This window comes from Neorhizobium sp. BT27B, from assembly GCF_050455485.1.
Lineage (GTDB): Bacteria > Pseudomonadota > Alphaproteobacteria > Rhizobiales > Rhizobiaceae > Neorhizobium.
Genome location: NZ_JBCIYT010000003.1, coordinates 173,459 through 186,473 on the forward strand (window position 1 = coordinate 173,459; position 13,015 = coordinate 186,473).

The following is a 13,015-nucleotide window of genomic DNA, read 5'->3' on the forward strand; positions in this document are numbered from 1 at the left end:
TCTCCACTTGAAAAATAGCCCGTGACGCCTTGGTGTCGCGGGCTTTTTGCTGGTCTCAGTCGGGATGACGGGCTTCTGCCGAGGATGGTTACGGCGCATTTGCGAAATGTGTTTTGCCGGCAAAAAGCTATGTGAAAAAGTAAGTCTTTCTTTATGGAATGGTGAAAAAACGAGCGTGTATTCCATTTGTGTCTCACGCTGCGGTTTTCACATGTTCAGATCCATAAAGATCAAACTTCTCTTGCCTATCCTCTTCGGCACGGTCGTCCTTGTCGCCATTCTTCAGGGCGGTCTTGCCATGCGTTCGGTCAATCAGATGGACACGCAGGCGGACAATCTCGGCCACCGCATGGAGCAATCCGTGGCCATGGCCAACATGGACCGGTTACTGGGCGAGGTTCGCCGCCTCGTGCTGATGGCGCTTTCGGGCAGCAATGCCGGCGAGCAGAAAAAGTGGCTGGGCCAGCTTCAGGAAAAGACCAAGGAGCGGGGCGCAGCCTTTGCCGCATTCGGCGAGAAGATCACCGACCCGGCGGCCAAGACGAAATTTGACGACCTGCAGAAGGTGGTCGGCGAATACGATGTGATGAGCGCGAAGTTCATCGAGCTGATCAGCACCTCCCGCGTCTATGAGGCCAAGACCCTGATCGCGCAGATGGTGCCCAAGGGTGGCGAGGCGGGCGCGATCCTGTCGCAGATGATCGATGAGAACAATGCTCTCGGTCTTACCGATCGGCAGGCGGCAAATGCTGCCGCGCAATTCGCCTCGATGTCGACCATGATCGGTATCGTGTTCGCGGTCGTGGTGGCCGTCGTGGCTGCCGCGCTGAGCGTTTTCCGGATTGCCCGTCCGATCGACAACATTACCAGGGCGATGAAGGTGCTGGCCGCCGGCAATACCGAAGCACAGATCCCGCATGCAGGCCGTCATGACGAGGTCGGCGAAATGGCGGCGGCCGTTGCCGTGTTCCGTGACAACGCCCTCGAACGCGAGCAGCTTGAGCGACAGGCGGAAGCCAATCGCTCGATGAGCGAGAATGAGCGGATTGCGCGCGAGGAACAGAAGGCACGCGAAGCGGCCGATGTCGCTTTCGCCGTCGATGGTCTGGCGCATGGTTTGAAGAGCCTTTCCGATGGCGACATGACCTATCGCTTGGCCCAGCCGTTTGCCGGTCAGCTCGATCAGTTGCGCCTCAACTTCAACGAGTCCGTTTCAAGGCTGCAGGATGCCCTGCAGGCGGTCGGCGAAAATGCCCGCATGATCGATGCCGGCGCCAACGAGATCCGTGCTGCGGCCGACAATCTTTCCAAGCGCACCGAACAGCAGGCTTCTTCCGTCGAGGAAACGGCCGCCGCGCTGGAACAGGTGACGACCGCTGTCAAGGATTCGGCTGTGCGTGCCGGTGAGGCGGGAAGCCTTGTCGATCATACCCGCACCGATGCGGAACGTTCCGGTGAGATCGTCAAGCAGGCGGTCACGGCCATGGAGGCGATCGAAAAGTCGTCCAACGAGATCGGCAATATCATCGGCGTGATCGACGAGATCGCGTTCCAGACCAATCTTCTGGCCCTCAATGCCGGCGTTGAAGCCGCGCGCGCCGGTGATGCCGGCAAGGGTTTTGCTGTCGTGGCACAGGAAGTCCGTGAACTGGCACAGCGTTCCGCCACGGCGGCGCGCGAAATCAAGGCGCTGATCTCCGCTTCCAGCGCGAAGGTTCGTGACGGTGTGAAGCTGGTCGATCAGACCGGTGAGGCGCTGGAAACGATTGTTGCCAATGTTCAGCGGATCAACGGCAATGTCGCCTCGATCGTGGTGTCGACCCGAGAACAGTCGACCGGCCTCACGGAGATCAATAGCTCGGTGAACCACATGGATCAGGGCACGCAGCAGAATGCTGCCATGGTGGAGCAGACGACAGCGGCAAGTCATCGTCTCGCTTCGCAGGCTGCGGCACTCAACGCGTTGTTGGCGCAGTTCAGGCTGGATGAGGGCAGGGCGGATGTGCGCATGGCGCCCGCGGATGCACGTCCGGTCAATTCTCCGGCGCGCGCAATCGGTAACCGCATCGCGGCTGCTTTTGGTGGAGGATCGGCGGCCGTCAAACAGGAATGGTCGGAATTCTGAACACCTGCTCAAATGTGAGAATGGAACGGCGGCTTCGGTCGCCGTTTTTCGTTGTCGGACCTGGAAAATCGCTGGTTTTATACATGTGATCGATTGTCAATATTTTACTACCTTGGATTTTATTGAAATTGCCTGCAATTTCTCGTGTGCAGTATTATCCATTCATTAAGCCTTATATTCGAACATCCTCATATCAACGCATGGTTCTGTTTCGTTGATTTTTGCAATCGCATGCCAGAGGGCGTCGAGACGTTTCCCCCCAACGTATCGGCGCCCTTGGCGTTTCCAGGGGATGATCATGCGATACCTGTCTCAGATGCGCATTCGGGTTCTTCTTCCGGCTCTGTTCGGGCTGGTTATCGTTATCGCTTTTGCCCAGGGCGGCATGGCGCTTTTTTCACTTGCGACGCTGAAGCAGCAGGTGCACGAGATCGGCCGCGAGCGCTTGCCGCGCAACACGCTGATCGCCAAGATGGATCACTCCATCAACGTCATCCGTCGCTCCTATGCTGATCTTCTTCTGGCCAATGATGCCGAAGAGATCAGAACCAACGAGCAGACGATCGCGACGCGCATGAACGAGCGTGATGCGCTCATCAAGCAATATTCAGACATGATCACGCTGCCGAAAACGCGCGAACTGTTTTCGACGTTGCAGAACGGTGTGATCGCTTATGACGCTGCGGCAAAGACGCTTGTCGGACTGGTCGAAGCCGGTCGCCACGAGGAGGCGCAGTCCGTTTATCGCGGCGCAATGCGCGATGCCGCAAAATCGATGACCGAAGCGCTCGACACGACCGCCGCCAACAACCAGGCGATCAGCGAGGCAGCACTTGTCGCAGCCGATACAGCTTACGACCAGGCGCTGACCAGCACGTATGCGGCACTCGCATTCGCAGCCTTCATCGCAATCGGTGCCGCCTGCATTTCCTTCTTCCGCGTGGCCCGGCCGATCGATGCGATCACCCGCGCCATGGGTCTTTTGGCCAGTGGCGACAATGAACGTCCGATCCCGTTTATCGAGCGCCGTGACGAAATCGGTTCGATGGCGGCGGCTGTCGAAATCTTCCGCGCCAATGCGCTCGAGCGTATTCGTCTGGAACATGAGGCCGATGACAACCGCGAACTGATGGAACATGAACGCGGCGTGCGCGAACAGCAGAAGATGATCGAGGCCGGCCATGTGAAGGTCGCCGTCGATGGTCTGGCTGCCGGGCTTTCGAACCTTGCCGACGGCAATCTCGGCTTCCGCATTGCCACACCGTTCCATGGCGACCTCGAAACGTTGCGCACCAACTTCAACGCTTCCATGGGCAAACTACAGACGACAATGGTTTCGGTGGGTGAAAACGCCCATGCCATCAGTGCCGGCACCAACGAGATCCGCAGTGCCGCCGATGATCTGTCGCGCCGCACCGAACAGCAGGCTGCCTCGGTTGAGCAGACGGCAGCGGCGCTTGAAGAAGTCACGACCGCGGTCAGCGACAGCAGCCGACGTGCCCGTGAGGCCGGCCAGTTGGTCGAAAAGACCAAGACGGGAGCCGAACATTCCGGCGCCATCGTTCGCGATGCCGTCGCCGCAATGGAGCAGATCGAGCAGTCCTCGACCGAAATCGGCAACATTATCGGCGTCATCGACGATATCGCCTTCCAGACCAATCTTCTCGCGCTCAATGCCGGTGTCGAAGCGGCGCGGGCAGGGGAAGCCGGCAAGGGTTTTGCCGTCGTTGCCCAGGAAGTCCGCGAACTGGCACAGCGCTCCGCCAATGCCGCCAAGGAGATCAAGTCGCTGATCAACCGTTCCGGCGAACAGGTACGCAATGGTGTCGCGCTGGTTGGAGAGACCGGTACGGCGTTGAAGGAAATCGTTACCGAGGTCCAGCACATCAACCGGTTGGTGGCGGAGATCGTCACCACGGCGCAGGAGCAGGCAACGGGCCTCAAGGAGATCAACACCGCCGTCAACCAGATGGACCAGGGCACGCAGAAGAATGCGGCCATGGTTGAGGAAACGACGGCGGCCACGCACAGCCTTGCGCGGGAAGCGTCCGGCCTGATCGAGCTTCTGGGCCAATTCCGTCTGGGTGATGCGGCACACCATGCGCCGGTGCGCGCGCCGGTTCCTGCCTCACCAGCGTCGCGTCCGACACATTCACCGGCGCGTGCACTTGGCCAGAAGGTTGCCGCCAGCTTTGGTGGGGCGGCGCCTCGTGGTGAGGACTGGTCAGAGTTTTGATCCGGAAAATTTGATGCAAGTACAGATTCGCTTTACTTGCTCGAAGTCGTCTTGATGAATATCTAATCGATAGTAGAGCGCCGTCATTCTCAAATGGCGGCGCTTTGTCGCATTAAATATTTATTTAATATTGTTTTTCGGATGATGAATTTCTTGGTTTTGTTTGTTCAACTTGATGAATTTCAACAAGAAAACAAAAGAAATAACGCGTTAACCAGCTAGTTCGTTGGTTTTTGTGGTAATTTTTTGTTTAGAGCCTGTTGAGACAGATGCGACGTCCAGGTGTCGGACGGTTTTTCTCGCGGGTTCTCAAATGTTCAATTCCATCAAAATCAAAATTCTTCTTCCGTCTCTTTTTGCCCTGACCGTCCTGCTCATCGTGCTGCAAGGTGTGCTCGGCGCGCGTTCCGTCTCCGAACTGGAAACGCAGGCCGACAATATCAGCCGGCGCATGGAGCGTTCGCTGATGGTGGCCGGCATGGACGGCCTGATGTCGGATATCCGTCGTCTCTACCTGACGATGTTGACGACCGACTCTGCTGCCTCTAGGCAGGAGATGCTGGCGCAGATTCAGAAAAAGGTTCAGCAGCGGACCACCGAATTCAATTCCTACAGCCAGTCGATGACGATCCCTGCCGCCAAGGCAAAGTTCGCCGAGCTTATGAGTGTCGTTGCCGAATTCGATCGGCTGGGCGGCAATCTCGTCGATCAGCTCGATGCCGGCAGGACCGCGGAAGCGCGCGCACTCATTCTGGAAATGGCGCAGAAGGGCACGATCGCCGGTACGGCGCTTCAGCAATTGATCGATGACAACAAGGCGCGCGGCGTCTTAGACCGCCAGGCGGCGGCGGATGCTGGCCAGTTCGCGTTGAAGTCCACCATCTTCGGTATCGTTCTGTCGGTGCTGGTTGCGGCCGGTGCGGCCATCCTCAGCGTGATGCGTGTCACCCGCCCGATTTCGGCGATTACCGCGTCGATGAAAACCTTGGCTTCGGGCAATAACAAGGCCGAGATTCCCTATGCAGGCAACAGCGATGAAATCGGCGAAATGGCTGCTGCCGTGGCCGTGTTCCGTGACAATGCACTGGAGCGCGAGCGTCTTGAGCGCGAAACCGAAGCCAACCGTTCGATGAGCGAAAGCGAGCGTATTGCCCGTGAAGAGCAGAAGGCGCGTGAAGCTGCCGATGTCGCCTTCGCGGTCGATGGTCTGGCGTCGGGTCTGAAGAGCCTTTCCGATGGCGACATGACGTTCCGTCTGGCGCAGCCGTTTACCGGTCAGCTCGATCAGCTGCGTGTCAACTTCAACGAATCCGTCTCCAAGCTTCAGGGTGCGCTGCGCGCTGTCGGTGAAAATGCCCGTATGATCGATGCCGGCGCCAACGAAATCCGCGCCGCTGCCGACGATCTGTCGAAGCGCACCGAACAGCAGGCGTCGTCCGTCGAGGAAACCGCCGCAGCGCTGGAACAGGTGACCACCGCCGTAAAGGATTCCGCTGTCCGCGCTGGTGAGGCCGGCAAGCTGGTCGAACATACCCGCGTCGGTGCCGAGCGTTCGGGCGAGGTTGTCCGTCAGGCGGTTGCCGCGATGGAGGCGATCGAACAGTCGTCCAGCGAGATCGGCAACATTATCGGTGTGATCGACGACATCGCCTTCCAGACCAACCTTCTGGCGCTCAATGCAGGCGTCGAAGCGGCGCGTGCCGGTGAAGCCGGCAAGGGGTTTGCCGTGGTTGCACAGGAAGTGCGTGAGCTGGCCCAGCGTTCGGCCACGGCTGCCCGCGAAATCAAGACGTTGATCGGTGCATCCGGTGACAAGGTGCGAGACGGTGTGGATCTGGTCGGCCAGACCGGCAGCGCGCTGGAAGCCATCGTTTCCGACGTGCAGAAGATCAACCAGAATGTCGGCACGATCGTCATGTCGGCCCGCGAGCAGTCGACTGGCCTCACCGAGATCAACACGGCCGTCAACCAGATGGATCAGGGCACGCAGAAGAACGCGGCCATGGTGGAGCAGACCACGGCCGCCAGCCACGGCCTCGCCAAGCAGGCCGCCGAACTGACGCAGCTGCTCTCGCAGTTCAAGCTGGAAGATGGACGCGCAGATGTCCGCAGTGCCAACCCGGCATCACGCCCGGTGGCATCGCCGGCCCGCGCCATCGGCGCCCGCATCGCCTCGGCTTTCAACGGCAATGCCGCCGTCAAGCAGGAATGGTCGGACTTCTGAGAACGTCCCACGAGAATGAGAAAACGCCGGCCTCGCGCCGGCGTTTTCGTGTCTGGCCCGTGCTAGAGTCTGTCCGGGCTAGATTGCAGCATTCTGTTGGCTCAAACGGAGCTGGATGGTCGCATGGCTGGCGCGTGTCGTAGCCAAAGCATACGGCCAAGCCGGCCATGCGATCAGCCGGCCCGTTTCAGCCAACCCGAAGGGCCGGGCATCTTTCCGCCGGGATCAGCGGCGATCGGCTCGCACGTACCCGGTGGTATGCACTTCGCCAATCGCCACTGCCCCGACGAAAACCTGCTCCGGCAGAATGCTGCAATCTAGCCCAGACAGACTCTATCTTCGCACCTTACCGAAATGTAAGCCGCACTGGCCTTTGCCAGTTCATGCGCAGCCGCTATATCGGCTTCATGGCCATTATTACCCGTCTCTTCCGTTTCTTCGAAAACTGGATTTCACCTTTTGCCCGGAAAGACGATCTTCGTCCGCCGGCAACGACGCTCGGTTTCATCTGGTTTTATCTCAATCAGGCCAAGGCGCCGTTCATCGCCATGCTGGTGCTGGGCGGACTGACGGCGGCAATCGAGGCGGCGCTGTTCTGGTTCGTGGGGCGACTGATCGACCTTCTTGCCACCATCAAGCCTGAGGATGGCTGGGCGGGGCTTCTGGCCACGCATGGCTGGGAGCTTGCCGGCATGTTGGTGCTGATCGGCGTCGTGCGCTTCGTGGTGACTTTGCTGACCGCGCTCACCGACCAGCAGATCATCACGCCCGGTTTCTACAACATGGTGCGCTGGCAGTCCTACATGCATGTGGCGCGGCAATCGCTGTCCTTCTTCCAGAACGATTTTTCCGGCCGCATCGTCAACAAGGTTTGGTCGGGTGGACAGTCGGCGGGCGACCTTGTCACCTCGCTGATGGAAAGCGTGTGGTTCGTCGGCATCTATTCTGTCTCGATGCTGTTTCTCGTCGGTAGCCTCGATTGGCGGCTGGCGGTGGTCGTCTGCGTCTGGGTGTTCATTTTCGGGCTGCTGGCGCGTTATTTCGTGCCGCGCATCCGCTACCATTCGCGCGAGACGGCGGAAGCCTCGTCAATGCTGAACGGCCGTATGGTCGATGCCTATAGCAATATCCAGACGCTGCGCCTGTTCGGCCATGACGATGCCAACGACCGCTACATGCTGCAGGGTTTCGAGACCTTCCAGAAAACCACCATCCTGTTCACCCGTTTCATCACCGGGGTGCGGGCATCGATGGCGCTTCTGTCCGGCATCATGATCACCAGCATGGCGGCGCTCTGCATCGATCTGTGGCTGTCGGGCAAGATCACCTCGGGTGCCGTCGCCTTCACGCTGGCGCTGGTACTGCGGCTGAATTTTCTGCTCGGACGGCTGATGACGCAGTTCAACGGCATCATGCGCAATTTTGGTGTCGTGCAGAATGCCGCCGAGCTGATTTCGCAGCCGATCGGCCTTGTCGATGCGCCGAACGCCGGCACGCTGTCGGTGAAGCAGCCGGGCATCGTGTTCGACAATGTCAGTTTTCATTACGGGCGCAGCAAGGGTGTCATCGACAACCTGTCGCTGGAAATCCGGCCGGGCGAGAAGGTGGGCGTCGTCGGACGCTCCGGCGCCGGCAAGTCGACGCTGGTCAATCTGCTGCTGCGTTTCTACGATGTCGAGAGCGGCCGTATCCTGATCGACGGGCAAGATATCTCAAAGGTGACGCAGGACAGCTTGCGCCGACAGATCGGCATGGTGACGCAGGATACGGCGCTTTTGCATCGCTCGATCCGCGACAACATCCTGTTCGGCCGGCAGACCGCAAGTGACGCGGATTTGCGCGCAGCCACCGAGCGGGCCGAGGCGGATGGATTTATCGAGCGCCTGGAGGACCAGCGCGGCCGCACGGGGTTCGATGCCCATGTCGGCGAACGCGGCGTCAAGCTGTCGGGCGGCCAGCGCCAGCGGATCGCCATTGCCCGCGTCATGCTGAAGAACGCGCCGATCCTCGTGCTGGATGAAGCGACGTCGGCGCTCGATTCTGAAGTGGAGGCGGCGATCCAGGCCAATCTCGACCGGTTGATGGAGGGCAAGACGGTGCTGGCCATCGCCCACCGGCTTTCGACCATTGCGGCACTCGACAGATTGATCGTCATGGATGGCGGGCGGATCGTCGAACAGGGCACGCATGCGGAGCTGATCGCCCGCGGCGGGCTTTATGCGTCCTTCTGGGAACGGCAGTCCGGCGGTTTTCTCGGCGCCGAGGACTGAGCCTCTATTCGGGCAGCACGAATTCCGCGGTCAGGCCAAAATGGTTGGAGCCCATCGCGTCGGGTATGCGGGCCACCGATTTCATGCCGAGCGGCGCGCGCACCATCACATGATCGATGGCGATGCCGAAGCGGCCGAGGCGCACCGGCCAGGTGGGGATTTCCGGGGCAATCGTCCGCAGGCCCGTCCAGCGCATGAAATCCTGCACATCCGGTGCCGTGCTGGATGAGTTGAAATCGCCGGACAGAAGCAGCGGTCCCTTGCGATTGTTGATGATGCGGGCGGCGTTCGCCAGTTCCATCTCGTGGTAATCGTCGAAATAGGGCTTGCTGAGGTGCATGGCGACGACGTGGACCGTGGTGCCGCCGACATCGACATCCGCCAGCATGAAACGATCCTTGCGCAGTTCGCTGAGGCCCCCGACGCTGAGGTTCGTGAGCGGCAGTTTCGACAGCATCATCATGTCGCAGATATCCGTCTCCTTGCCGCAGCCGATGCGGTAGGGATAGACCTTGTCCAGTTCCGCCAGATATGGCGCAAGCGGCGGCATTTCCATGATGTTGACGATGTCGGCGCCGGAATTGACGATCGTCTGGTAGATGCGTTCACCGTTGCGGTAATTGCCACCGAGAATATTGAAATGCATCAACCTGATGGTCTTGCCCGATTGCGGCGCCCGATCGGCGTCGAATTCGTAAGGCATCAACCCGGCATGCGCGGCAATGCCGATGGACGCGAGCAGCAAGATGACCGGAAATGCATTTCGGCTGAGCAGCAACGCGACAATCATTACCAGCGCGCAGGCGATCGCCGCATGAAGTTGCAGGCTGTGAAGGGTGGCCAGCATCCAGTGCGGATGCACATACCGTGTGGCAATCGCGCCCAGTACAAGCGACACAATGACGCAGAGGGCGACGGAGATCGTGTATTTCATGTCCTACCGCCCGGAAGTCGCCACGTCTGCGGACGGGGTAGCACAAAGCATGTGTGCGTTGCAACACGCGCAACCGCCCGCATGGGCAGGGGCTTGATTCAAATCAATTTAACAGCTGATTCCTTTGCGTAAATCGCCTTGAGCGGCGCCATGACCGGTTTGTCATGGCGTGCACGAAGTGTAGCGGGGCGAAGCAGCCGGAATTCATGCGGTTGACTGGTCGCAGCCCTTGCCAAAACAGGAGTTTATCTGCGATCAAAGGTAGTATTGCGCCGACTTGCTGGGGACTCGTTGTTCGCACTATGGTGGACGCGGTTTCGGCCCAGCCTGGAGGAGGCTTATGCGGTTGATCGGGATGCGTGAGAGGATGGTAAAACCGTGAGTGAAAACACATCGAACGGACAGGCGTCCGGCGAGCCGACTCGCCGTGACTTTTTATATCTGACCACCGGCATGGCGGGCGCTGTCGGCGCCGTTGCTGTCGCGTGGCCATTCATCGACCAGATGCGGCCGGATGCATCGACGCTGGCACTGGCCTCGATCGAGGTCAATGTCGCGGCCTTGCAGCCGGGCATGTCGCTGACGGTGAAATGGCGCGGCAAGCCCGTGTTCATTCGCAACCGTACGCCCAAGGAAGTGGAAGAAGCCAATGCCGTCGCACTGTCCGACCTGAAGGACCCGATTGCCCGCAACGCCAATCTGGGCGCGGATGCTGCAGCCAGCAGCATCGATCGCTCTGCAGGTGCTGGCAAGGAGAACTGGATCGTCATGATCGGCTCCTGCACCCACCTTGGTTGTGTTCCGCTCGGCCAGGCCGGCGAATTCGGCGGATGGTTCTGTCCCTGCCATGGCTCGCACTACGATACGGCGGGCCGTATCCGAAAAGGCCCGGCACCGCAAAACCTCGCGATTCCGACCTTCGCTTTCACCAGCGATACCGTCATCACGATCGGATAAGGGGGGATTTTCAAAATGAGCGGTCATTCGTCATACCAGCCATCCACCGGCATCGAAAAATGGATCGACTCGCGGCTTCCCTTGCCGCGTCTGGTCTATGATAGTTTTGTTGCCTATCCGGTTCCGCGCAACCTCAACTATGCCTACACGTTCGGGGCCATGCTTTCGGTCATGCTGATCGTGCAGATCCTGACCGGCGTCGTGCTGGCCATGCATTACACGGCCTCGACGATCGGCGCCTTCGATAGCGTCGAAAAGATCATGCGCGACGTCAACCACGGCTGGCTCTTGCGCTACATGCATGCCAACGGCGCATCCTTCTTCTTCATCGCCGTTTATCTGCACATCGCCCGCGGTCTCTATTACGGTTCCTACAAGGCGCCGCGCGAAATCCTCTGGATCCTCGGTGTGGTCATCTACCTGCTGATGATGGCGACCGGTTTCATGGGCTATGTTCTGCCCTGGGGCCAGATGTCCTTCTGGGGCGCGACCGTCATCACCGGCTTCTTCACCGCCTTCCCTCTGGTGGGTGAGTGGATCCAGCAGTTTCTGCTCGGTGGCTTTGCCGTCGACCAGCCGACGCTGAACCGCTTCTTCTCGCTGCATTACCTCTTACCGTTCATGATTGCCGGCGTCGTCGTGCTGCACGTCTGGGCGCTGCATGTGACCGGCCAGACCAACCCGACCGGTGTCGAGGTGAAAACCAAGACCGATACGGTGCCGTTCACGCCTTACGCGACGCTCAAGGATGCGTTCGGCGTGTCAGTATTCCTGATCGTGTATGCCTGGTTCGTGTTCTACATGCCGAACTATCTCGGCCACCCGGACAACTACATTCCGGCCAACGCGCTGAAGACACCGGCCCATATCGTGCCCGAATGGTATTACCTGCCGTTCTACGCGATGCTGCGTGCCATCACCTTCAATGTCGGCCCGATCGATTCCAAGCTCGGCGGCGTTCTGGTGATGTTCGGTTCGATAATCATCCTGTTTTTCCTGCCCTGGCTCGATACGTCGAAAGTTCGCTCGGCGGTCTACCGCCCCTGGTACAAACTGTTCTTCTGGCTGTTCGTCGTCAACGCCATCATTCTCGGCTGGCTCGGCGCCATGCCGGCGGAAGGCAGCGGCCTCTGGGGCCTGCTGTTCAGGGGTGACCTGTCCGGAAACTATGTCGGTTATTCGCAATTCGGAACGCTTTATTACTTCGGCTTCTTCCTCGTCATCATGCCGGTTCTCGGTCTGGTCGAGACGCCGCGGCGCATTCCGAACTCGATCACCGAAGCCGTTCTGGAAAAGAAGAACGGTGCGTCCAAGACCGGAACGGTCGCCTGAGCCAGCGAGAGGAAAACATCATGAAAAAGCTTGGTATAAGCTTCCTGTCGCTCGGTCTTCTGGTGGGGATCTCCATCCTCCCGGCCTCGGCACAGGAAAACCACGAGAAAGCTGCTGGCGGCGCTGCCGCCGAGGAGCATGCCGGCGCCACGCCGCATTATCCGATCAAACATCCACATGCGGTCGACTGGAGTTTTGCCGGCCCGTTCGGTCATTACGACAAGGGGCAGTTGCAGCGCGGCCTTAAGATCTACAACGAAGTCTGTTCCGCCTGCCATTCAATGAAGCTCGTGTCCTTCCGCACGCTGGAAGAACTCGGTTATTCGGAAGCCCAGGTGAAGGCTTTTGCGGCCACGCACGAAGTGCAGGACGGCCCGAACGAAGATGGCGAGATGTTTACCCGCAAGGCCGTGCCTTCGGACTACTTTCCGTCGCCGTTCCCGAACGAACAGGCGGCCGCTGCCGCCAACAATGGCGCGGCACCGCCGGACTTTTCGCTGATCGCCAAGGCCCGCGGCATCACCCGCGGTTTCCCGCAGTTCATCATCGACATGTTCACCCAGTATCAGGAGGGTGGCCCGGATTATATCCATGCGCTGCTGACCGGATATCAGGAGCCGCCGGAAGGCACCGAGATCGCCGAGGGCACGCATTACAACCCGTATTTCGCCAATGCCGCAGCCCTTGCCATGGCGCCGCCGCTCTCGGCCGATCAGGTCACCTATGAGGACGGTACGCCGCAGACGCTCGATCAGTATTCGCAGGACGTCTCCGCATTCCTGATGTGGGCAGCAGAACCGCATCTGGAAGAACGCAAGCGCACCGGCTTCATGGTCATGGTGTTCCTGGCGATCTTCACGATCCTGATCTACCTGACCAAAAAGTCGGTCTATGCCAGCAAGGAGCACTGACACGAGCTCCGAGTGTTTGTGAAAGG

At 59.6% G+C, this 13,015-nt stretch carries 8 protein-coding genes; 7 read left to right on the plus strand and 1 reads right to left on the minus strand.

Annotated elements, in window-relative coordinates; all coding sequences use genetic code 11:
* Positions 1 to 211: 211 nt before the first annotated feature.
* The 4 genes from AAIH70_RS09565 to AAIH70_RS09580 all read left to right on the plus strand — a co-directional run bounded on the left by AAIH70_RS09565 (position 212) and on the right by AAIH70_RS09580 (position 8,855).
* Positions 212 to 2,125: a HAMP domain-containing methyl-accepting chemotaxis protein gene (locus tag AAIH70_RS09565; RefSeq protein WP_132272017.1), complete on the plus strand. Its 1,914-nt coding sequence runs from the start codon at positions 212 to 214 to the stop codon at positions 2,123 to 2,125.
* Between the two features lie 298 nt (positions 2,126 to 2,423).
* Positions 2,424 to 4,361, plus strand: coding sequence for a HAMP domain-containing methyl-accepting chemotaxis protein (locus tag AAIH70_RS09570; protein WP_132272018.1), 1,938 nt, complete (start codon positions 2,424 to 2,426; stop codon positions 4,359 to 4,361).
* A gap of 313 nt (positions 4,362 to 4,674) precedes the next feature.
* The gene (locus AAIH70_RS09575) at positions 4,675 to 6,585 is read left to right on the plus strand and encodes a HAMP domain-containing methyl-accepting chemotaxis protein (protein ID WP_132272019.1); all 1,911 of its coding nucleotides are present in this window, start codon (positions 4,675 to 4,677) and stop codon (positions 6,583 to 6,585) included.
* 383 nt (positions 6,586 to 6,968) lie between these two features.
* The gene (locus AAIH70_RS09580; RefSeq protein ID WP_132272020.1) at positions 6,969 to 8,855 is read left to right on the plus strand and encodes an ABC transporter ATP-binding protein; all 1,887 of its coding nucleotides are present in this window, start codon (positions 6,969 to 6,971) and stop codon (positions 8,853 to 8,855) included.
* A 4-nt stretch (positions 8,856 to 8,859) separates the two neighbouring features.
* Here the strand turns inward: AAIH70_RS09580 and AAIH70_RS09585 are convergent, their stop codons facing one another.
* Entirely contained in the window at positions 8,860 to 9,789 is a 930-nt protein-coding gene (locus AAIH70_RS09585) for an endonuclease/exonuclease/phosphatase family protein (RefSeq protein ID WP_132272021.1), read from the minus strand.
* 378 nt (positions 9,790 to 10,167) lie between these two features.
* On the opposite strand from AAIH70_RS09585, the gene petA reads away from it, so the two are divergent.
* Genes petA through AAIH70_RS09600 form a run of 3 tightly spaced genes read left to right on the plus strand, consistent with a single transcriptional unit; the run spans position 10,168 to position 12,989 of the window.
* A complete protein-coding gene (gene petA / locus AAIH70_RS09590; RefSeq protein ID WP_132272022.1) occupies positions 10,168 to 10,746 on the plus strand; it encodes a ubiquinol-cytochrome c reductase iron-sulfur subunit in 579 nt (192 codons plus the stop codon).
* A gap of 15 nt (positions 10,747 to 10,761) precedes the next feature.
* Complete coding sequence (locus tag AAIH70_RS09595) at positions 10,762 to 12,078, plus strand: cytochrome b (protein ID WP_132272023.1); 1,317 nt, start codon at positions 10,762 to 10,764, stop codon at positions 12,076 to 12,078.
* Positions 12,079 to 12,098: 20 nt separating this feature from the next.
* Positions 12,099 to 12,989, plus strand: coding sequence for a cytochrome c1 (locus tag AAIH70_RS09600; RefSeq protein WP_132272024.1), 891 nt, complete (start codon positions 12,099 to 12,101; stop codon positions 12,987 to 12,989).
* Positions 12,990 to 13,015: the final 26 nt, after the last annotated feature.